The organism is Brevibacterium sp. SIMBA_078 (assembly GCF_046534565.1).
Taxonomy (GTDB): Bacteria; Actinomycetota; Actinomycetes; order Actinomycetales; family Brevibacteriaceae; genus Brevibacterium.
The window spans coordinates 1,396,146-1,417,188 of sequence record NZ_JAWRYQ010000001.1; the positions used below are offsets into that span (position 1 = coordinate 1,396,146).

General features: G+C 64.1%; 18 protein-coding genes. 11 read left to right on the forward strand and 7 right to left on the reverse strand.

All coding sequences use genetic code 11. The features are described 5' to 3' along the window. Positions 1-99: 99 nt before the first annotated feature. The gene (locus SB749_RS06255; protein ID WP_410709566.1) at positions 100-2,073 is read right to left on the reverse strand and encodes a hydantoinase B/oxoprolinase family protein; all 1,974 of its coding nucleotides are present in this window, start codon (positions 2,071-2,073) and stop codon (positions 100-102) included. 10 nt (positions 2,074-2,083) lie between these two features. Continuing rightward, entirely contained in the window at positions 2,084-4,168 is a 2,085-nt protein-coding gene (locus SB749_RS06260; RefSeq protein ID WP_410709567.1) for a hydantoinase/oxoprolinase family protein, read from the reverse strand. 164 nt (positions 4,169-4,332) lie between these two features. Here SB749_RS06260 and SB749_RS06265 point away from each other — a divergent pair, with 164 nt between their 5' ends. The 6 genes from SB749_RS06265 to SB749_RS06290 all read left to right on the forward strand — a co-directional run bounded on the left by SB749_RS06265 (position 4,333) and on the right by SB749_RS06290 (position 10,668). Beyond that, positions 4,333-5,544 (forward strand): PucR family transcriptional regulator, encoded by a 1,212-nt coding sequence (locus SB749_RS06265; RefSeq protein ID WP_410709568.1) that lies wholly within the window; start codon positions 4,333-4,335, stop codon positions 5,542-5,544. A 9-nt stretch (positions 5,545-5,553) separates the two neighbouring features. Further along, a complete protein-coding gene (locus tag SB749_RS06270) occupies positions 5,554-7,893 on the forward strand; it encodes an MMPL family transporter (protein ID WP_410709569.1) in 2,340 nt (779 codons plus the stop codon). 235 nt (positions 7,894-8,128) lie between these two features. Beyond that, complete coding sequence (locus tag SB749_RS06275) at positions 8,129-8,626, forward strand: MarR family winged helix-turn-helix transcriptional regulator (RefSeq protein WP_167193381.1); 498 nt, start codon at positions 8,129-8,131, stop codon at positions 8,624-8,626. Between the two features lie 73 nt (positions 8,627-8,699). Continuing rightward, positions 8,700-9,755 (forward strand): pirin family protein, encoded by a 1,056-nt coding sequence (locus tag SB749_RS06280; RefSeq protein ID WP_410709570.1) that lies wholly within the window; start codon positions 8,700-8,702, stop codon positions 9,753-9,755. 59 nt (positions 9,756-9,814) lie between these two features. Then, entirely contained in the window at positions 9,815-10,189 is a 375-nt protein-coding gene (locus tag SB749_RS06285; RefSeq protein ID WP_410709571.1) for a GNAT family N-acetyltransferase, read from the forward strand. Positions 10,190-10,197: 8 nt separating this feature from the next. Beyond that, on the forward strand, positions 10,198-10,668 hold the full coding sequence (locus tag SB749_RS06290; RefSeq protein ID WP_410709572.1) for a carboxymuconolactone decarboxylase family protein: 471 nt from the start codon (positions 10,198-10,200) through the stop codon (positions 10,666-10,668). A gap of 72 nt (positions 10,669-10,740) precedes the next feature. Here SB749_RS06290 and arr read toward each other — a convergent pair whose 3' ends face one another. Further along, positions 10,741-11,151 carry an NAD(+)--rifampin ADP-ribosyltransferase gene (arr, locus tag SB749_RS06295; RefSeq protein WP_410709573.1) on the reverse strand — a complete coding sequence of 137 codons (411 nt, stop codon included), beginning with the start codon at positions 11,149-11,151 and terminating at the stop codon, positions 10,741-10,743. Positions 11,152-11,367: 216 nt separating this feature from the next. Here arr and SB749_RS06300 point away from each other — a divergent pair, with 216 nt between their 5' ends. From SB749_RS06300 to SB749_RS06320, 5 genes are all read left to right on the forward strand, one after another. Next, the gene (locus SB749_RS06300; protein ID WP_410709574.1) at positions 11,368-12,675 is read left to right on the forward strand and encodes an Nramp family divalent metal transporter; all 1,308 of its coding nucleotides are present in this window, start codon (positions 11,368-11,370) and stop codon (positions 12,673-12,675) included. 94 nt (positions 12,676-12,769) lie between these two features. Beyond that, complete coding sequence (locus SB749_RS06305; RefSeq protein WP_410709575.1) at positions 12,770-13,729, forward strand: alpha/beta hydrolase; 960 nt, start codon at positions 12,770-12,772, stop codon at positions 13,727-13,729. A gap of 10 nt (positions 13,730-13,739) precedes the next feature. Further along, entirely contained in the window at positions 13,740-14,921 is a 1,182-nt protein-coding gene (locus SB749_RS06310) for a serine hydrolase domain-containing protein (protein WP_410709576.1), read from the forward strand. Positions 14,922-15,006: 85 nt separating this feature from the next. After that, complete coding sequence (locus SB749_RS06315) at positions 15,007-16,041, forward strand: helix-turn-helix domain-containing protein (RefSeq protein WP_410709577.1); 1,035 nt, start codon at positions 15,007-15,009, stop codon at positions 16,039-16,041. Positions 16,042-16,309: 268 nt separating this feature from the next. Then, positions 16,310-16,873, forward strand: coding sequence for a dihydrofolate reductase family protein (locus tag SB749_RS06320; RefSeq protein WP_410709578.1), 564 nt, complete (start codon positions 16,310-16,312; stop codon positions 16,871-16,873). Between the two features lie 147 nt (positions 16,874-17,020). Here SB749_RS06320 and SB749_RS06325 read toward each other — a convergent pair whose 3' ends face one another. The 4 genes from SB749_RS06325 to SB749_RS06340 form a co-directional block, all read right to left on the reverse strand. After that, positions 17,021-18,304, reverse strand: a complete 1,284-nt coding sequence (locus tag SB749_RS06325) for a TRAP transporter large permease (RefSeq protein WP_167193398.1) — start codon at positions 18,302-18,304, stop codon at positions 17,021-17,023. Beyond that, the gene (locus tag SB749_RS06330; protein ID WP_410709579.1) at positions 18,304-18,948 is read right to left on the reverse strand and encodes a TRAP transporter small permease; all 645 of its coding nucleotides are present in this window, start codon (positions 18,946-18,948) and stop codon (positions 18,304-18,306) included. Before SB749_RS06330 ends, SB749_RS06325 begins: the two co-directional genes overlap by 1 nt. After that, on the reverse strand, positions 18,948-19,991 hold the full coding sequence (locus SB749_RS06335) for a DctP family TRAP transporter solute-binding subunit (protein WP_410709580.1): 1,044 nt from the start codon (positions 19,989-19,991) through the stop codon (positions 18,948-18,950). Before SB749_RS06335 ends, SB749_RS06330 begins: the two co-directional genes overlap by 1 nt. A gap of 226 nt (positions 19,992-20,217) precedes the next feature. Continuing rightward, positions 20,218-20,916, reverse strand: a complete 699-nt coding sequence (locus tag SB749_RS06340) for a GntR family transcriptional regulator (RefSeq protein ID WP_410709581.1) — start codon at positions 20,914-20,916, stop codon at positions 20,218-20,220. Positions 20,917-21,043 lie beyond the last annotated feature (127 nt).

Consider the following 21,043-nt stretch of genomic DNA (forward strand, 5'->3'; position numbering starts at 1 on the left):
GAAAACGAAAAGGTGGCCGGCGGGCGAATCATGTCGACCTACGAAAGAACGCCCCGCGATTCTGTTTCGAATCGGGGACGCTCTTTCAGTTGGAGGTGCTCAGCTCCAGTGCGAAGCGGATCGAGTCCGCATACTGTCGCGGAACTGTCCCGTTGACTTCTCCAACAGCTCTCCGGTGCCCCAATCGAGCACGACGCCGTATTGGCGGATGACGTCGTGGACGGTGATCTCATTAGCGCGGTAACGGCGGGCCACCTCGGCGGGGTCGGCTTCCAGCCAGGACGCACGTTCGGAGCGGATCCGTTCCCGCTCCGTCGCTGTCGCGGTCTCATCGATCTCGTACTCATCGAGTTCGGCATCGATCTCACGGATGACGACGCCGTAGTCTTTCGCCGCTCGATCGATGGAGACATAGCCGTCGATGACGTCCTCGAGCACCTCGGCAGTCGGCCGATCCAGCGGGTCACCGAAGCCACCACCTCCGGCGCTTGGTCGTTCGAACGTGTCACCGGGGCTGATGGCTACATTTGAGAACGTGGCACCCAAGTAGCGCGGGTTCTCTGACGAAGGATTGAGCCAGACTCCATGGGGGATCGACGGCAGTCCGCCATTGATGCCCCACGTCGTCGACCGCCCGCGGTCGCAGCAGTAGCTCATCACTGCACCGGTCGCATCGGTGAGGATGCCGCCCTTATTCACGCCGCAACCACCGCGGAACCTGCCGGGACCTCCGGAATCGATGTTGATCGAGTGCTGAGTGGTGACAACGGGAGTCAGTCGCTCTTGACCTTCAACTGGTTGGACCGCAAGCCCAGTACCGAAGACCGGAGACGTCGCGGAGGAGCCGTCCTTCGTCGACCGGCCGCCCCAGCCGCCTGCCATCCAGTCGTACCACATGAAGTACGGGCTCGATTCGGTCCTGGCATCATGCCCACCGACGAGCAGATACTCGAGGTTGAATGCACACGCCATCGCGCGTTCGGGCATGATGTGGGACCACAGTTCGAAGATCGCGTTCATGACCTTCTCGTACGGGCCCGAACAGAACCCGGTCACGGCATGCGGCCAGCCAGCGTTGACGACGGTGCCCTCCTCACCGATCTCTGCGGTCACCGCCTGGTAGAACCCGGAGTTGAGCGGAACCTCGGGGAAGAACGTCTTCGTTCCCGCGTAGATCGCAGAGAAAGTCGTCCCGTAGCCGGAGTTGAGGAACGTTGAGACCGCCTCAGCGGATCCCGTGAGGTCATAGTGGATACCTGTCCCGTCGAGCGTGAGCTTCACCCGGATCGGAGCCAGCCCCTCGCCCTTAGCCGGATCGCCGTCGAGAAAGTCGACTGTCTCCCACTCGCCCTTCGGCAGATCGCCGAGGCTGGCGAGCACGGTGCGGCAGACATAGTCCTGCGTCTCCTGCATCGCATCGAGGACCGTGTCCTTCGAATATTTGTCGACGAGGCGGAGCACTTCGCGTTCGCATACAGCTGTGGCCTCGGCTTGGGCGTTGAGATCGCCGAGGGCCTGATCGGGAGCGCGCGTATTCGACACGAGCAGCTGAGCCACATCGTGGAGGAACCGGCCCTTGTGCCAGACCCGAAGCGGGGTGATACGCAGACCCTCACCGAAGTGCTCACTGGCAGAGACATCGAACGAGCCCGGGACGGACCCACCGATATCGGCCCAGTGTCCTTTGTTCTGCGCGAAGCCGATGATTTCGTCATCAGCGAAGATCGGGCGAATGAAGCTGACGTCGTTGAAGTGGGTACCGCCTCGATAGGGGTCGTTGATGAGGAAGACGTCACCAGGGTTGATGTCGTCGCCGAACTCCTCCATGACGGCCTTGCACTGAAAATGCAGGGTGCCGACGTGGACGGCGATGTCTGCACTTCCTTGCATGACAGTGTTGCCGTCGCGGTCGCAAAGTGCCGACGAGAAGTCACGTGAATAGATGACGAACGAATAGCAGGTCCGCAGGATCTGTTCGCTCATGAGGTCGACGCTGGTCGCGAATGCGTTCTTGAGTACTTCGAATGTCACCGGGTCGAGCGTGGACGTCGACTGTTCCGTTGTTGTGGTCATGGGTCTCTCCTCACAGGCCGTTCTGTGTTGAATTGTTCGCAGCTGACAGCGCGGGCTCTGCAGTCTCTGCCGTCAGCGCGATGCGGATGTTGAACCACTCGTCGATCACGGCGGACGAGTTCGGCGGGATGACGGTGGTCGAGTCAATCTGGTTGAGGATCGCCGGTCCGATGAACGCAGCTCCCGAGGGCAAGTTCTCCCGCTGGTAGACCGGCGTCGAATGCCACTGACCGTCGAAATAGACGTCGCGGACCTCGAGCGGCTCACCGGGATCTTTGCTGCTGACAGGGGTCGGTTTGAAGGTCGGCTTCGGCGTCTTCCCGAGTGCCTTGAGGTGGAGTTGGTAGATCTCGACCGGGGTGTCATCCTGCCGGAACGCGTACTGCTTCTCGTGTTCCTCGTGGAAGAGTTGGACGGCCTCCCGCAGTGCGTTCGGGCCGGAGCCCATCTTCACCTGCAGCGACCGCCACTGGCCGTGGTAACGCATCGAGATGCCACGTTCGAAGACCGAGTCTTCCTCGGCGACTTTCTCATGCCGCAGTCGATCACGACCTTCGAGTTCAAGTTCGCGGAAGTGCTGTTCGACCGTTTCTGCGTCTGCGGAGTCCGCGACACCGGTGAACATCTGCGACAGGTCGTGCTGGATGTCGACGAGGAGGCACCCCAGCGCCGAGGTGACTCCCGGGCTGGGCGGAACGATGACAGAGGGGATGTTGAGTTCGCGAGCGACGTCCGCCCCGTGCAGTGCACCGGCTCCGCCGAAGGCGATGAGTGCGAAGTCCCGGGGGTCGAGCCCGCGACGGATGGACACGAGGCGGACCGCATCTGCCATGTTCGCGTTGGCCACCTGGGCGATGGATTCGGCCGCGGAGTCGACATCGAGGCCGAGCGGATCGGCGATCTTCTCCTTGATCGCTGCCCGTGCGCTCTCCCGGTCCAGCGTCATCTCGCCGTCGGCGAGGTCGGTGCCCAGACGATTGAGGGCGAGGTTCGCATCGGTGTTCGTCGGCTGATCGCCGCCGCGGCGATAGCAGACCGGACCGGGAGCGGCACCGGCCGACTGCGGCCCGTTGCGCAGGGAGCCGGCGATGTCGATGTGGGCCAAAGAGCCGCCGCCGGCGCCGATGGTGAGTACTTCGATGCTCGGGAAGACGATGGGGTGGCCGTATTCGACTTCCCATTCGTTCGTCTCCCGCAGTTCGCTGTCGGCGATGAGTGAGATGTCCGTCGAAGTGCCGCCCATGTCGAGTCCGACGGCATTGGCATGACCGCACTGCTCGGCCACGTGCTGAGCGGCGATCGCGCCGGCGGCGATTCCTGAGGCCGCGAGTCGCACCGGGAACCGCTTGACCATCTCCGAGGTCATCGATCCACCACCCGAATGGAGGAGAAGGAGTTCTCCGGCATAGCCGTCCTCGGTCAGGTTGGAGTCGAGCTGTTCGACGTAGCCGGATACCAACGGACCAAGAACGGCATTGGCGACAGTCGTGTTGAACCGGTTGTGTTCGAAGATCTCCGGCAGCACCTCGGCCGAGGTGGAGATGCTGGCTCCGGGGAGCTCCTCGGAGAGGATCTCGCGCATCCGGATCTCGTTCGCGGCGTTCGCATAGGAGTTGACGAAGCAGACGGCCACGGTGTCGGCACCGCGCTTCTTCAGCAGGCGGCCGAGCTTCCTGGCCTCGTCTTCGTCGAGCTCGGTGACGATGTTGCCCGCGTAGTCGATGCGTTCCGTGACCTCAAAACGGTCACGGCGACGAATATAGGGGCCGGATACATCGGAATAGGCGTCCCACAGATCGTCCTTCGTACCATCGCGGATCTCAATGACATCGCGGAAGCCCTTGGTCGTCACCATCGCTGATTTGGGAAATCTGCGAGTGATGAGCGCATTGGTGGCAACTGTCGTGCCATGTGAGAAGAGCTCGACCTGGCTGAGGTCGATGTTCGCCCGCTTCACTCCGTTGAGGACAGCCTCCATGGGGTTGTCCGGGGTGGACGGGACTTTCGTCACCCGCATTGTCTGGGTGGATTCGTCGAATACACAGATGTCGGTGAACGTTCCGCCGACGTCAACTGCGACGCGTAGATCTGCCACGGTCATCTCCTTTGATTGTGGTTTCCCTCATAGCCTGGCCTTCGATGATCGGGCCGGTCAATGGAGCAGACGAAGGAAAAGACGGCTAGATTTGTAAGAATCACAAAGCCGTGCCGACGGCGCGGAATGATGCAGCAGGCGAGTGGGAGCAGAGGTGAAATTCGATGGATTCGAGCCGAGACGCCCTGGCACGAGAGCGGATCTTCGATGAACTTTTGAGCGCGATGAATTCTGCAGATCCGCTTGAATCGGCGCTCTCCCGGGTAGCGCGGATGAGTCGGGGCGCAGGTCTCGTCATCAACGAACTCGGCGAAGTCGTCAGGTCCGTCGGTTCCGCCCCGGTCCACCTCATCGCCCGGTGGACTCAGGAGGAGGTCGTCGGTCCGGCGACACCAGCGGGCTGGGCCGAGTCGACGTCCGGTGCGATCGGCCGCTGGAAGGTGCACGCTCGGACAGTGCGACTACGCAGTCGCGCCCATGTCATCGTCTTCGCCGTCCACGCCGATGACGAAGAGGCCGGTACTGCCGGCAGCGAGCGCAGAAGTGGAACTGGGGAGGGCAGAGCTGGCAGCGGCACGGGCACCACCCACCCTTCCGCTGAGGTGATCCTCGATGTTCTGTCCAAACTTCTGCGCGCCTTCGAGGGATTCGAGTCCTTTTCGATCAGCAATCGACGGGAGGAATCGTCGCGGGTTCTGCGCGACTTGGAGGCCGGTGTCTCTCCCGGTCGCGAACCGGCGCTCTGGCGGGTCCTCGAGACCTTCGGCTTTGCGGCCTACGAGCCGATTCGCGCCCTGCGCCTCCGCATCGACGCCTCCGACTCGGGGCATGGGAAACCGACCCCGAACCCGGGGCGCGGCCTGGTCATCAAGGATTCCGGGCACGTCAGTTCGATGGTCGAACGGACCGCGCTGTGTACAGCAGACTTCGATATCGAGGGTAGCCTCGACGATTTCGGCCTCATCGGAGTCGGGGTCTCCGGACTCTTCACGGCACTCAGTCAGGTACCGGAGATGCTGCAGACGGCGGACGTGGCGCTTGCCTCGGCGGGGGAGTCGAGGTTCGCTTTCGTCGATCGCATGCGCCCGATCGAATGGGCGGCGGCCCGCATGAGTTCACGATTCGACCGCCGCCTCGTCGCTGCTTTCCTCAACCCGATAATCGCCAAGCCCGAATCTTCCACCACACTGCGCACCTACGTGGAAAGCGGCGGCAACATTTCTGAGGCTGCAGGTCGGCTGCATGTGCACGAGAACACTGTTCGTTACCGAATCGGGCAGATCGAGAAGGTATTGGGCGCACGCCTCACCGATCCACGGACGGCCGCAGAAATCGTCCTCGCACTGCAATGTCTCGATTCCGCCGAACACGCGTAGCCTGGGACCATGCCCCGTCACCTCCTGACCTCGACGCCGCCGAACCCCGACCCTCGCCGAGGGGGTCCCGCCGGTGACGACGTAAACGGCGCCGACACAGTTGCCGCGCCCAAACAGCACCCCAAGGGTCCCGTCCGCGGTCGTGGGGCACTGCTCGCCCTCTTCGCCGTCCTCCTCGTCGCCTGGGTGGGTGTCGCCGGAGTCGGTGGACCCTACTTCGGCAAGATCTCCGAGGTGGCCACGAACGATCGTTCCTCATTCCTCCCCGAGTCCGCCGAATCGACCCGAGCACAGGAGATCATCGACCGCTTCAGTGACGCCGACTATGTCCCCGCCATCGTCGTTCTCGAGAACACGGACGGCCTCACCGACGACGACTCCGTGGCCCTCGACGACGTGGCGAAGGAACTCGACGACGACGGTCTGCTTGCCGCCGACGCCTCACCGGTCATCCCCTCGGACGACGGCGACGCCCTCCAACTCATCCTCCCCGTCTCCTCCGACACCACCGCCGATGACGTCGAGAAGATCAGAGACGTCATCGCCGACACCTTCCCGACCGCGAATGCCGCCGATGCGACGCCGGATGAGTCCGGCAACGTCGCCACCCCGGCCACGGTTGCCGATGTCTACGTCACCGGCCCCGCCGGGTTCGCCGCCGACCTCACCGAGGCCTTCGCCGGCATCGACGGGATCCTCCTGCTCGTCGCCCTCATCGCAGTCTTCGTCATCCTCGTCATCGTCTACCGCTCTCCGCTGCTGCCGGTCATCGTCCTCTTCACCTCGGTCGCGGCGCTGTCCGCGTCGATCTTCGTCATCTGGCATCTCGCCGACGCCGGGATCCTGCTCATCAACGGCCAGGTCCAGGGCATCCTCTTCATCCTCGTCGTCGGCGCCACCACGGACTATTCCCTCCTCGTCGTGGCCCGGTTCCGCGATGCCCTGCAGGCCGAGCCGGATCGTGTTCGGGCCGGGCTCGCTGCGCTCAAGGGCGTGGCCGAACCGATCGCGGCCTCCGGAGGCACCGTCATCGCCGGCCTCCTGGTCCTCCTGCTCACCGACCTCGCGTCGACGCGCGCCCTCGGCCCGGTCGCGGCCATCGGGATCGTCGTTGCCATGCTCGCGGCGCTGACCTTCCTGCCTGCCGCGCTCGTCATCATCGGTCGTGCCGTGTTCTGGCCGTTCCGACCCCAGGTGGCGACCGCCGAGGTGGGGCTCCGTAAGAAGGGAATGTGGGCCCGGATCGCGGGTGGGATCGCCGCGCGACCGCGCCTGATCTGGATCGGACTCGTCATCCTGCTGGCTCTGCCGCTCATCGCGGTGCCGCAGTTCAAGGCCTCCGGGGTCGCGCAGAGCGAGTTCGTGCTCGGCGAATCCGAGGCTCGTGACGGCCAGGACGTCCTGGCCGAGCATTTCCCAGGTGGGTCCGGAACTCCGACCCAGGTCGTGCTCGATGCGAACGAACTGAGCACTGCCGCCGAGGCGGTCGGCCGCCTCGGCGGGGTCGGTTCGATGACCGTGGCCGCTGAGGATTCCCCGAGCGGAACCATCGGGATCGACGAGGACGGAAAGCTCCAGCCCCCGCAGGGTGGCCCGGGCAGCGGCGCACCGGATGCTGCCGGCGGCTCGGCGGCGATCGATCCCACCGAGGTCGACGGTCAGGTCCTCCTCGAAGTCACCCTCTCCGATGCGGCGGACTCCCTGGCTGCCGAGACGACGGTGACGGAGATCCGCGAGGCCGTCCACGACGTCGACCCCGATGCACTGGTGGGCGGGCAGACCGCGGTCGACCTCGACACGAACAACACCGCCGAGGCGGACCGGACCCTGGCGATCCCGATCATCCTGGTTGTCATCACGGTCATCCTCATCCTGCTGTTGCGGTCCCTGTTCGCGCCGCTGCTGCTCGTGGTCCTGACCGTGCTGTCCTTCGGCACCGCGCTGGGAGTCTCGGCGCTCGTGTTCAACCACCTCATCGGATTCCCGGGCGCCGATCCCTCGGTGCCGCTCTACGCCTTCGTCTTCCTCGTCGCGCTCGGCATCGACTACAACATCTTCCTCATGTCCAGGGTGCGCGAGGAGTCGCTCAAGGTGGGCACAAGGGCAGGCGTGCTCAAGGGGCTCGTGGCGACGGGTGGGGTGATCACCTCGGCGGGCGTGGTGCTTGCGGCGACCTTCGCGGCACTCGGAGTCATCCCGATCATGTTCCTCGTCCAGCTCGCCTTCATCGTCACTTTCGGCGTGCTGCTCGACGCCATCCTCGTGCGCTCGCTCGTCGTCCCGGCGCTCGTCTACGACATCGGACGCGGAGTGTGGTGGCCGTGGCGGAAGCGGATCCCGCAAGACTGAGCCGGGCGGGGATCGGGCGAGCCGCCTCGGCGAGGTCGAACCGATGATGAAGGGCCGACGGCGGCAGCACGATACCCCCGGAGCGAGACCGGAGTCCGGGCGACTCTGCTCAATCTCTCCAGCCGGGGGTACGTTGGGGATGTGCCGGGTACTGACGCCGAGGGGTGGTCGACGGGCCCCGAATCTGGGGCCAGTTATATCATTGAACTACTATTCTGTTGACTATGCAACAAAAGTGTGGCATGACACATCGACGAGCGGGGGCGGACCGATGGACAAGACGACTCCGGTGAGCAGCATGATCAGGCAGAACGGCCCAATCAAGATCGCGGCCTGGCGTCTGATGATGGAGAAGTATCAGGACTTCTATACGAGGTTCGTACACGAGTTCCGGACACGGCACGGGCTGACCGTGAACGAGTTCGACGTGCTCATCAACGCCCGACCCGAGGCCCAGGTGCGCCATCGAGACCTGCTGCGCAGCCTCGTGATCAGCCGCAGCGCGCTCAGTCGATTGCTCGGCAAGCTCGAGGATCGTGGCTTGGTCACGCAAGAGCCCGACCCGGAGGATCAGCGCGGGGTGCTCGTCGCCCTGACCGAGGAAGGACTGCGGCTCTGCGACGAGGCGGCCGCGACGAATGCGGAGATCATCTTCGCCAGTTTCGCCGGGCTCACGGATGCCGAGGCCGACGTGATCTTCGAGCTCGTCTCGAAGATCTGCCCGGTCGAGTAGGGGAGCGGGCGAGCGGCATTCGCGCGGAACTGTCCCCCTCCCCGCCCGCCGCGAAGAGGGCTACGATGTGGCCATGAGCAACGTCGAGACCCGCCCCGATCAAGTGGTCTGCAAGGCTGGGGGACTGCCCGGGCCGGCCTGCGACCAGCAGGGACGTTCCCCAGTCGAGATCATCACCTCCCGCGACGTGCCGCTGGGTGGGCCCCGAGCGATGACCGTGCGGCGGACCCTGCCGCAGCGTCAACGTTCCCTCATCGGCCCGTGGTGCTTCGTCGACCACTACGGACCCGCCGATGTCTCGGTCACCGGCGGCATGGACGTCGCCCCGCACCCGCACACCGGACTGCAGACCGTGAGCTGGCTGTTCGAAGGCGCCATCCAGCACATCGACTCCGGCGGCAACGCGGGCCTCGTGATGCCCGGCGAGGTCAACCTCATGACCGCCGGCGCCGGCATCTGCCACTCCGAGGTCTCGACCGAGGAGACCACGACCCTCCACGGCGTCCAGCTGTGGCTTGCCCTGCCCGAGGCCACCCGCCACCAGCCCGAACGCGAATTCGAGCACTTCGAACCCGCCCCTGTCTCCTTCGCCGGCGGAGAGATGCTCGTCTTCCTCGGCCGCCTCGGCGAAGGTTCCTCACCGGTGCACACGCACACCCCGCTGGTCGGCGTCGAGATACGCCTCGATCCGGGCGCAACCGTCGACCTGCCCGTCGATCCGCGGTTCGAGCACGGCCTCCTCGTCGATTCGGGCGATATCGCCCTGGAGAACGTCGATCTGCCGGTCGCGTCGATCGGCTATACGGGCATCGGCGTCGACGAACTGCGCATCGCCAACCACGGCGAGGATCCCGGCCGGGTCATCCTCCTCGGCGGCGAACCGTTCCCCGAAGAGATCGTCATGTGGTGGAATTTTGTCGGCCGCACCCACGATGAGATCGCCCGGTACCGCGAGGAATGGCAGGCCGAAGGTGACCGCTTCGGCGCCGTCGACGGCTACGTCGGCAAGGGCGGGCCCGGTCAGAACGCCGACGGCATGGGAAGGCTCCCCGCGCCGAGGCTGCCCGACGTCACGATCAGACCGCGGAAGAATCCGCCGCCCCAGGTCCAAGGTGGACCCGCGGAATAGAGCCGTGCCGAATTCCGCTCCACCCAGTACCAGCAGAGCACGACGAAAGGGTTATCGCCATGGTGAAGACATTCGAGGACAAGACCGGCGCCGAGGTGACCGTGTCGATCAACGAGGCCACCCGGTCCTATGACATCGCCGTCGCCGACGGCACCGTCGCCGGCCACGCGTATTTTCTGCCCGGTCCCGACCCGGAGACCGAACGCATCTTCCACCACACCGTCGTCGACGAGCAGTTCGGCGGTCGCGGACTGTCGAAGTTCCTCGTCGCCGAAGCGCTCGATGATTCCCGTGAGCGTGGTGTGACCGTCGTGCCCGTCTGCCCGCTCTTCGTCAAGAAGCTGCAGGAGACCGGTGATGACTACGCGGCACAGGGCGGAAAGTACCGCAATGCGACGGGTGCCGACATCGACATCGTCAAGCGACAGGCGTGAGTGACGGCATGAGCAACGCGAGTCGACCATTCATCGACAAGATCCACCCCGAGAACTACAAGGCGATGGCCCAGGCGGCCGCGGCATCGCGGAAGGCCTCGCGTGCCGCAGGACTCGATGACGGGCTCATCGAGCTCGTGAACACACGGGTCTCGCAGATCAACGGTTGCCGCACCTGCCTGAGCATCCATGCTCCGGCCGCACGGAATGCCGGAGTCTCTCAGCTCAAGCTCGATGTGCTGCCGAGCTGGCACGAGGCCGAGATCTTCACTGATCAGGAGTTCGCGGCCCTGACCCTGGCCGAGTCGCTGACCGTGCTGGACAAGATGGAGGATCGCGATGCGATCGCCGCGGACGCGGCCCAGCATCTGACAACCGAGCAGATCTCGGCGATCGAGTGGTCGATCATCCTCATCAACGCGTTCAACCGCATCTCGATCGCCAGCGACCACCCGGTGTTCGGAGCTCAGCAGGACTGAGTTTTTGCGGGCTCTCAGAAGGAAGCATCGTGTCGTTGCAGCCGGACGCTTTGTGTTTTTGGCAGCCGCGACTCAGTTGATGATCTCGGCGCTGTCGTCGTCGAGAAGGGCCGCGAGTTTGTCCCGCCATGTCTGCAGCTCCTCAGGGGTCATACGCGGCCAGCCGTCGACCTCGCGAATCACCCTGAGCGGTTCGGCGCTTCTGTAGGACCGGGTGGGATTGCCCGGGAACTTCTTGTCGGTGACGTTGGGATCGTCCTCGAAGTCACCGGTGGGCTCGACCTCGTAGACATGCGGCGTTCCGTCGAGGGCGGCGACCTGGGCGGCGAGCCCTGCCCCGTCGATGATCGCCGTGAAATAGATGTGGTTCATGACCACCTCGGGGCGGTAATTCGATGCATACCCCGCGGTGAGCAGATCGCCCGGACTCAGTTTCGCTTTGGTGCCGTGGAAGAACGGCCCGTCATCAAGCAGCTCAGACATGCCTCGAATATACGCGCGCAAGCTGCGGATCGGTCCCAGAACTGGCGACTAGAATGGACTACAACGAGCACAGAAGCGTGGACCAACAGTATTCCACGAGCTGAGACTTCTGTCCCGAAATGCGGCAACCTCGGCCATACTCTCCTGAGCGAACGATGCCCGTGCGAACGATTCCGGCGGCGTCGACGAACCCACGTGAAGGAGCCCACCCCGCCAATGTCCGCCGAAACGACATCGCAGACGAAGAACGCCGCCTCGGCGCCGACATCATGGGCTGGACGCCTCCGCCTCATCGGTCCGGGGATCGTGTTGGCGCTGGCCAGCGTCGGTGCCTCCGACATGATCACGACGATGAACTCCGGGGCCGAGTACGGTCTCGCGCTCATCTGGGTCTTCACGGTGGGCATCGTGCTCAAGTTCGTGCTCTCCGAGGCGGTCTCCCGGCTGCAGATGAGCGGGGACCGGTCGTTGCTGTCCCACCTCACCGGCTTCGGCGGGCGGACCTTCCCGGTGCTCTTCCTCATCGCCGAACTGCTCGTCGGGCTCTTCTTCGGCGCCGGCGTCGTTGCGGTGACGACGAACATCCTGCAGGCGATCTTCCCCGTCCTGCCGTTCTGGCCGACGGCCGTCGTCGTGCTGCTCTCGGCCTCGGTGCTGGTGGGCATCGGCCGCTACGGTCTCGTCGAAAAGGCGATGATGGGCTTCGGGATCATCATGTTCTTCGGCATCATCGCGCTCGCAATCTCCGTCTTCCAAGGTGACGGCGCCCAACAGGTCGCCGCCGAGACCGTGGTCCCGACGTTCCCGAACACGTCCATCATCACGGTCATGTCGCTCATCGGCGGCGTCGGCGGGGCGACCGGCATCCTCGCGTACTCGTTCTGGATCCGGGAGAAGTCCTGGCGGAGTCCGGACTGGAAACCCGTCGTCCGCCTCGACCTCGTCATCAGCTACGGCCTCGTCTTCGTCTTCGCCGTGGCGATGAGTGCGGTCGGGGCCTTCATCCTCTACGGCCAGGGCTTCACGATCGCGGACAACGACTCACTGTTCGCGATCGCCGACAGTCTAGTCAGCCGCATCGGTGACGTCGGACGAATGGTCTTCCTCATCAGCTTCCTCGCCGTGGTGTACACGAGCGTGCTCGGCGGATTCTCCGGCATCGCCTACGTCACCGCCGACTGCCTGCGAGTGCTCAGGCGTTACCCGCACCAGGACGAGGCGCGCTTCGACATGTCGGCGAAGTCGGTCGAGTTCCGCGGCGCGCTCGTCTACCTGTCGGTGGCGACGCTGGTGATCATGGGGCTCGGCAAGCCCGTCACCCTCGTGCTCGTCTACGCTGCGATCAGCGCGTTCATCCTGCCGGTGCTCGCGCTCGCCCTGCTCGTCATCCTCAACCGCGGATCCGTGCCGACCGGTCTGCGCAACACGTGGTGGTCGAATCTGCTGCTCACCGTGTGCCTGGCACTCTTCGGATTCTTGGCGATCCTCCAGGTCAAGGAGTCGGTGATGGGGTTCATCGGGTGAAGTGACGCGCACCCGACAACTGTCGGGTGATTGCCCGAAAAGCACGATGGTCTGGCGGTAGTGCCACGGTGCCGGGGTCGGCATACTTGGTGACATGACACAACGACGGTCACGATTCGACGCGGAGCTTGCCGCGAGTCTGTCCGTCATCGGCGGGGTCTTTCCGCCGACCATCACTCCTTCGCTCATCGACTTCATGCGAGTCTCGTACGCCTCGGAGCCGCTGGCGGAGACTCTCAGCGGCCGTCGGGTCGAACATTCCGAATATCAGGTGCCGGGCCACCTCGGCGAGGACATCACCATCTCCGTCTTCAGACGATCCGGGGACACCGGACGACGACCGACGATCGTTTACGCCCACTCCGGCGGGCTGATGTTCGGCGATCGCTTCAGCGCGCTCGGCCTCAACCTCGACTGGGTCGAGAAGATCGGTGCGATCCTCATCTGCCCCGAATACCGCCTGGCGCCCGAGTTCCAAGACCCCTATGCGCGTGAGGACATGTACGCCGCGCTCCTGTGGACGGCAGAGAACGCCGACACCCTCGGCGTCGACCGCGCCCGACTCATCGTCGCCGGAGCCAGCTCCGGAGGGGGACTGGCCGCCGGAATGGCGCTGGCGGCCCGGGACCGGCGCGGACCGAAGCTCAAGGGCCAACTGCTCATCTACCCGATGCTCGACGACCGAGGCATCACACCGTCGACCCATCAGTTCGACGGCATCGGCGTCTGGGATCGGGTGAGCAACGAAACCGGATGGCAGGCGATGCTCGGCGATGACTACCGCACCGAGGCGGTTTCGCCCTACATCGCACCATCGCGTGCCAACGACCTCACCGATCTGCCGCCCGCGTACATCGACGTGGGTTCGGCCGAGATCTTCCGGGACGAAGCCGTCGCCTACGCCTCGGCCCTCTGGAACGACGGCAGCGAAGCGGAGCTGCACGTGTGGCCCGGAGGCTTCCACGCCTTCGACATCTTCGCCGCCCATACACACCTTGCGCAAGGAATGATCAGCACCCGAATGGCCTGGATCGAGAAGCTCCTGGCCGACTGAAAGGAACATCATGTCTGAGAACACAGCTGTCAACGACGCAGTTGTCCGCGTGGCCACGAAGACCGCCGACAGCGGCGGCGTCCCAGGCGTCGTCGCCGGAGTGACCACCGACAAGGAGACCATCAGTCTCACTGCTGCAGGAGTCCGCTCCCTCGACGATCCGCAGCCGATGACCACGGACTCCGTGTTCATGATCTTCTCCACGACGAAGGCCCTGACCGGCACCGTGGCACTGCAGCTGGTGGAGTCGGGAGAGCTCGACCTCGACGCCCCGGCGAAGGACTATGCCCCAGGACTGGCCGACGTGCAGGTCATCGACGGTTTCGACGACGGCGGAGAACCGATCCTCCGGGCACCCGCCAGCGAACCGACCACCAAACAGCTGCTGCTGCACACCGCCGGCTTCGGCTACGACTTCTTCAACGAGAAGTACGAACGACTCGCCCGCGAACACGGCCAGCCGAGCATCGTCACCGCCACCAGGAAGGCATTGGAGACTCCGCTGCTGTTCGATCCCGGCACCCAGTGGGAGTACGGGTCGAACATGGATTGGGCCGGCCAGGTCATCGAAGGCATCACCGGAAAGACTCTGGGTGAGGCGATGCGCACCCGAGTCCTCGAACCGCTGGGCATGGACGACAGCACCTTCCGTCCGACCGCGTCGATGCAGGAGCGGCAGGCCACGATGCACCAGCGCACCGACGGCGAACTCGCGGCGTCCGACTTCATGCTGCCCGATCCGGAGGTGGAGATGGGCGGCCACGGACTCTTCTCGACCGTCGATGACTACCTGAAGTTCATCAGGATGTGGCTCAACGACGGAGCAGCCGACGACGGAACCGTCGTCCTCCGCCCCGAAACGGTGGACATGGCCACGCAGAACCACCTCGGCGATCTTCGGGTGAAACTGCTGCCCGGAGTCATCCCGAGCTTGTCCAACGATGCGGAGTTCTTCCCCGGCATGCCGAAGACCTGGGGATACACGTTCATGATCAACGAGGAGGACGCCCCGACCGGACGCCCGGCCGGCGCAGCCGCATGGGCGGGTCTCGCCAACCTCTACTACTGGTTCGACCGACAGAACAAGATCGGCGGGTACTGGGCCACACAGATCTTCCCCTTCGCCGACCCCGAATCCGTCGGTGGGTATCTCGAGATGGAGACGGCAGTCTACGATGCTCTGAAAGGCTGATTCGCGACCGAGGCGAATCGCGACCGTCGGGCGACAATCGTGGACTGCCAATCGTCGACCGACGGACGAACGAGGAGGTGGTGACGTGCAGGAGCTGCTCGGCAGGATTGCCAAGCTAGATCCCGAGGTGAGCCTGGGTCTGCGCGTCATCGCCTGCTTCGACGAACTCATGGCCGGCGAGGTCAATTCCCATGCCCTCGCCTCTGCGGCCGCGGCTCTGGCCGGTTGCCCGGCCGGCTTTCGCAGTGGGGACGGGAGCAGGCAGCTGAGGGTCGATTCAGGCGGAATCTCGATTCCGGGAGACCGACCCGCCGAGGTGGCCGCCCTGTCCCTGCCGAACGATTCCGAGGTCTGGCTCGAGCGGGAGGACGGTGCCTTGCCCAACGATGAACTCATCCTTGAGAGATTCGGCCTGGCCATCGGCGTGAGATTCGGTCTCGAACGGCAACAGCTGGAAACCCCGCGGGACGTGGCGCTCGCCCTAGATCCTGCTGCGACGCCCGAAGACCGGAGTGCTGCCGCGGTTCGCCTCGGTTTGACGCCTGGTTCGGGATATCGAGTCCTCGCGGCCCCGCTGTTCGCCGTCTTCGAGAAACGACCCGCCGGTCCCACCGATGTCATCACCAGCGAACATGGCACTCTGCAGGTGGTCATCGTGACCGACGACACTGAGGGTGTCGCCGTGACACCGGCCGGACTGGGGCCGTCCGGGTCGATCGGAGAATTGCCGCGGTCACTTCGGGCAGCTGTGGTGGCACTGCGGCTCAGCCGCCCGCCCGAGGAAGGGCTCGTGCGGGCGGAAAACTTCGGTGGGCTCGTCGAACTGCTCGCCGAATCATCTGACACAACCGATCCGGACGCTGCGCTGATCGACGAGATCATGGACTCGCCGTGGGCAGAGTCCACGGTGCGCGTGCTCCTCGAAGCACCGACGATCAGGCAGGCGGCGCGCGACCTCGGTCTGCACCACAGCACGGTGCAGAGCCGGGCCGAGCAGATCGAACGCTGCCTCGGCTACGACCCGCTGTCTGGCTACAACCGCACCAGGTTGGGCATCAGCGTGCTCCGGTGGCGGCTTCGCAATTCCCGAGTGCTTGAACTTCCGGGGCCCGTGGGGTGAGGTGTTCTTGGCCGCTGTCGGGTGAGCGACTGGCGGCGCTCCTCCCTCACTCCCGTCCGGAACTGATCCACTTCGGATTGTCGACGATGTTGCGGCCGCCTTCGACGAGCCGATGGGAGAGACCTCGAAGTCGTTGAGGAGAGTCATGGCATCCAACCTACGACTGTGAGTGCGCTCGTCGTCAAGAGGTGGCGGCGAACTCACTGTTCATCGATCTGGGACCGTTCTCTATTGAATGTCGCTGCTCGCAGCTGAGACACTTGACCACATGTCCGGGTCAGAGCAGTCCGTCCGCGCCTTCGTCTTCCTCGGTCTGAGCGTCGACGGGCGAATCGCGCGTCCGGATGGGGACTTGGAGTGGCTGACCAGACGAGGCGCAGCTGCTGGAGACGCGGGGTTCACTCCGTTCCTCGAGTCGGTTGATTCCTTGGTGATGGGGCGGAGGACCTTTGAAGCCATCGCAGCCTACGAAGACTGGCCGTACCTCGACCGCCCGATCCACGTGATCAGCACGACCCTCCCACCGGGTGTCGACTCTCGAATCACCGTGCACCGCAGCCCCGAATCCGCCATCGACGCATTGCAGAGAGATGGTCGTCGGAGGGTCTATGCCGATGGCGGGGAGACCATTCGTTGGTTCTTAGCTGCGAAACTTGTCGACGAGATCACGCTCTCCTACGTACCCGTGCTCATCGGCGATGGGCCATCACTGTTCGGTCCGCTCGGCGGCGATGTCGACCTGGAACACGTCCGGACTGAGGTCCTCGACGGCGGAATGGTGCAGACCACCTACCGCGTCGTGGATGGGCCGACGCCTCGCGCATCCGAATAGGCCGTCTGCGGCGAGCGACGACTCACTGTCACTTGTGACAGAGACCTCCGGAGACAGAAAACCGCAGGCCAGGTCGACTGCACTCACTGTGCCCCGACCCGGCCCGCGGTCCCAATCGAATCGCGCGGCTCGCTCTGACTTACACGCTCACCCCACGAACGCCGTGGCGAAGAACGGTACGAACGTGACCAGCGCGAGTGCCGCCAGCAGCACCAGCGCACTCGGGATCGCGGCCTTCGCCACTCCGACGACGCTCATACCGGACATGCCAGAGGCGACGAACAGGTTGAGCCCAAGCGGCGGTGTGATCATGCCGATCTCGAGGTTCATCACCACGATGATCCCGAAGTGGATCGGGTCGATGCCCAGCTCCATCGCGATCGGCAGCAGGATCGGGGCGAGGATGAGGATCGCCGAGGATGTCTCCATCACACAGCCGACGAACAGCAGCAGGATGTTGACGAGGATGAGGAACTGCCACGGCTGCAGGTCCCATTCGGTGATCGTCGTCGAGATCTGACCCGGGATCCGCTCACTGGCGAGCACGAAGGTGAAGAGAATGCCGTTGGCGATGATGAACATGACCATCGCCGAGGTCTTCACCGACGCCAGCGTGACCTCCCACAGCTGCGAGATCTTGATCTCGCGGTAGATGAGCAGCGACACGACCAGCGAATAAGCGACGGCCACGGCGGCCGCCTCGGTGGGGGTGAACCATCCGGAGTAGATTCCGCCGAGGACGAGGAACGGCAGCGCAAGGGCGAGAATCGCATCCCGGAACGCCTTCAACTTGTCCTTGTTCGACATCCGGAAGCCGACCCCGGCGTGACCGTAGCCCTTCTTCCAAGCGACGAACACAGCCATGCCCAGCAGCATCACGCCGGCGAGGATGCCCGGCAGGACGCCCGCGAGGAACAGGTCGCCGATGTTCTGCTCGGTGGCGATGCCGAAGACGATGAGCGGAATCGACGGCGGGATCAGGATTCCCAACGACCCCGAGGTGGCGACGAGCCCAGTGGAGAATTCCTTCGGGTACCCGTTCTTGATCATCGCCGGAATCATCAGCGCACCGACCGCGACGACCGTGGCCGGCGATGATCCGGAGACTGCGGCGAAGAACATGCACGCGAGCACCGTGGTGATCGCCATACCGCCGCGCAGGTGCCCGACCATGGCCGCACCGAAGTCGGTCAGCCGCCTCGAGATCCCACCGCGGGACATGATGTTCGCGGCGAGGATGAAGAACGGGATCGCCATGAGCGGGAACGAATTGAGCGCGTTGAACAGCCGTTCCGAGACCTGAGTCATCGGAATGAGCGTGAAGTAGTAGAAGTAGACGAGGCTGGTCAGGCCCAAGGCGACCGCAATGGGCGCCGAGGTGACGAGCAGTGCGATGAGAACGACGACGAGGACGATGGTGGCTTCGAACATCAGCGATCGCCTCCCTTCTCATCGTTCCTGCCATCGCCGAGGCGGTCATTCCCGTTGTCCCCGTCCGCGCGGTTCGCGCGGTCGCTTCCGTCATCGACAATCGCGAGGTCCTCAACATCGATGCCGACGGCGGCGGCCTCCTCGGCGAGGACATCCTTGTCGAGCTCCGCCGCAGGAGTGCGCAGGGCGCGGATGGTCATCTCCACGGCGCGGATGAAGAACAGCGTCATGCCCACGGCCAGCGAGAGCTCGACGACCCACAGCGGCAGCTTGAGCGCCGGGGTGATCGTCGTCCGCGAGAACGGTTCGGTGATGAGTGCCCAGGACAGGTAGGCGATGAAGCCGGCGTAGACCAGCGTGGCCAGTCCGCCGAGGACGACGAAGAACTTCTTCGCCTTGCCCTTGAGCAGAGCAGGCATGATGTCGACGGCCACATGCTCGTTGTGGCGCAGGGTGACCACCGCGCCGAAGAACGTCGAGAAGATGATGAGGTAGATGACGGCTTCTTCGGACCAGAAGATGACGTCACCGGTGATGTTGCGCAGAAGCACGGCGAAGACCGCCAAGGCGGTGGCCGCGATGAGGCAGCCGCCGGCGAGAACGTTCTCGAGCCGGCTGAGGTACTTGTCGATGGTCTTCATCATCAGCCCCTCTTCTCGTTGCGTTCGAGGAGCTCGTCGACGACCTCGGGACCGATGACGTCGCGGTACTTCTCGTATTCGGACGGCACGACCATGTCCTTGAAGGCTTGACGCTCGTCCTTGCTCGGGATGACGATCTCCGTGCCGCCGGATTCCTCGATGGTCTTCTTCGACTCTTCGTTGACCTTCTGAGCTTCCTTGCGGTTGAATTCGCTGGCCTCATCGGCGGCCTCGTCGACTGCGGTCTGCAGATCGTCGGGAAGCTCGTCGTACCAGCGCTTATTCACAGTGAGGATGTAGCCGATGTATCCGTGATCGAGTTCGGTCACGTACTTCTGGACGGTGTGCATATTCTGCGACTGGATGTTCGAGTAGGTGTTCTCGCCTCCGTCGATGAGTCCCTGCTGCAGTCCGCTGTAGACCTCGGCGAACGCGAGCGGGGTCGGAATCCCACCCCAGGTCTCGAACTGGGTGCGCAGCACGTCTGAAGGCTGGATGCGGTACTTCTTGCCCTTCATGTCTTCGGGTTTCAGCGTCTTGTTGTTCGAGTGGATCTGCTTCATGCCCGAATCCCACAGACCGAGGACTTTGAGCCCGTTCTCCTCGAGATCGGGGTTCGCGTAGATGGCCTTGCCGATCTCGGTATCGGGACTGGCGACCTCGGGGATCTCGTCGGGGTCGTCGAAGATGAACGGCAGGTCGAGAACCTGCAGGCTCGGTGCGATCGTCGTGAACTTCGCACTCGCCGGGGCCAGGACCTGGACGGCATTCGACTGGATGGCCTGCATCTCGTCCTTATCGCCGTAGAGTTCCGAGTTCGGGAACACCTCGACCTCGATGCGGCCGCCGGACTTCTTCTCGACCTGTTCGGCGAAGAAGTCTGCGGCAAGTCCCTTCGGTGTGCCCACCGAGGTCACATGGGCGAAGCGCAGTTCGAATTTCTGTTGGTCTCCGCTGCGGGCGGGATTGCATCCGCTCAGCAGCAGGAGGCTTATCGAGAGGCCCGCGATGAGCGGCTTCCACCTCGGTCGTCTCATTGACGTCATCGTCAGCTCCAGTCTGGTTGGCCAGGGGCGAAGCCGATCGGGAGCCTGTGTGCGGACGAGCTCACCGAAGACGACGGCCGGTCATTGCCGTGAGGAGAGTTCATGTCGAGTCAGGTTCTCGATCGACCGTTCACGAGCCTAGAGGACTTTTCGCTGATTTCCAATATGATCGTCGAAATAATGCATTATTTGTTGAACTGTGAGTTCGCAGCCTGCCTCGATGGCGTCAGTCCGTGTCGAAGTCGAAGGGGTCGGAGACTGCCTGACCGGTCGTCGACTCGGCCAGGCGGAGGAAGCCGTTCGTGATGTGATCGCCGAGGTGGCGCGCCGCCGCGTCCGGATCGACGTCGCGGACAGCGTCGACGATCGACTGATGCTCGGCGTGCACCTGGTCGAGTCTCTCGGGACTGTCGAGGGTGAGGTCCCAAGGGAACGCTCGCCAGCGTGCGGCGATGTCGTCGCGCAGCGCGGGCATTCCGCAGCGGTCGTAGAAGAAGAAGTGGAACTCCTCGTTGCGGGTGTTGCGTCCCAGTGAATCGCCCTCGGCGCTGGCCTCGTCGAGGGCCTCGAGTAGACGTTCGGCCTGGCGCAGCTCGTGCCTGGAGATCCGTGTGGTGGCGCGGGCGATGGCGAAGGTCTCGGTGAGCTTTCGGGTGACGAAGAGGGATTTGAGACGGTCGACGTCGACGCCGGCGACACGGACGCCCCGGTGGGCTTCGGAGGTGACGAGTCCCTCGGCTTCGAGGATCCGCAGGGCCTCGCGGACGGGGGTGATGGAGGCATTGAACCAGTCGGCGACCTGATCCTGTCGCAGTCGTTCGCCGCGATCGAGCTCGCGAGAGAGGATCTTTCGGCGCAGGCCGAGGACGATGACGTCCCGTTTGGTCGATGCCGACTCCTGGTCCACCCGATGCCTTTCGTTCATACGTCACCCGCTGTCGGGGTGTCGGTTTCATGTCTCGATGGTCTCAGTCTACAGGCTCAGGCATCAGCCGGGACTAAAGAATGCATTATCTGTGGAGATATGTATGATGTGGATGTCAACGTTTCAC

Excerpts from the sequence above, each read along its gene's own strand:
- SB749_RS06320 (WP_410709578.1), top strand. The coding sequence starts at position 16,310 with ATGTCCGGGTCAGAGCAGTCCGTCCGCGCCTTCGTCTTCCTCGGTCTG.
- SB749_RS06300 (WP_410709574.1), top strand. The coding sequence starts at position 11,368 with ATGTCCGCCGAAACGACATCGCAGACGAAGAACGCCGCCTCGGCGCCG.
- SB749_RS06290 (WP_410709572.1), top strand. The coding sequence starts at position 10,198 with ATGAGCAACGCGAGTCGACCATTCATCGACAAGATCCACCCCGAGAAC.
- SB749_RS06270 (WP_410709569.1), top strand. The coding sequence starts at position 5,554 with ATGCCCCGTCACCTCCTGACCTCGACGCCGCCGAACCCCGACCCTCGC.
- SB749_RS06310 (WP_410709576.1), top strand. The coding sequence starts at position 13,740 with ATGTCTGAGAACACAGCTGTCAACGACGCAGTTGTCCGCGTGGCCACG.
- SB749_RS06255 (WP_410709566.1), bottom strand. The coding sequence starts at position 2,073 with ATGACCACAACAACGGAACAGTCGACGTCCACGCTCGACCCGGTGACA.
- SB749_RS06325 (WP_167193398.1), bottom strand. The coding sequence starts at position 18,304 with ATGTTCGAAGCCACCATCGTCCTCGTCGTCGTTCTCATCGCACTGCTC.
- SB749_RS06280 (WP_410709570.1), top strand. The coding sequence starts at position 8,700 with ATGAGCAACGTCGAGACCCGCCCCGATCAAGTGGTCTGCAAGGCTGGG.
- SB749_RS06335 (WP_410709580.1), bottom strand. The coding sequence starts at position 19,991 with ATGACGTCAATGAGACGACCGAGGTGGAAGCCGCTCATCGCGGGCCTC.
- SB749_RS06265 (WP_410709568.1), top strand. The coding sequence starts at position 4,333 with ATGGATTCGAGCCGAGACGCCCTGGCACGAGAGCGGATCTTCGATGAA.
- SB749_RS06285 (WP_410709571.1), top strand. The coding sequence starts at position 9,815 with ATGGTGAAGACATTCGAGGACAAGACCGGCGCCGAGGTGACCGTGTCG.
- SB749_RS06305 (WP_410709575.1), top strand. The coding sequence starts at position 12,770 with ATGACACAACGACGGTCACGATTCGACGCGGAGCTTGCCGCGAGTCTG.
- SB749_RS06330 (WP_410709579.1), bottom strand. The coding sequence starts at position 18,948 with ATGATGAAGACCATCGACAAGTACCTCAGCCGGCTCGAGAACGTTCTC.
- SB749_RS06340 (WP_410709581.1), bottom strand. The coding sequence starts at position 20,916 with ATGAACGAAAGGCATCGGGTGGACCAGGAGTCGGCATCGACCAAACGG.
- arr (WP_410709573.1), bottom strand. The coding sequence starts at position 11,151 with ATGTCTGAGCTGCTTGATGACGGGCCGTTCTTCCACGGCACCAAAGCG.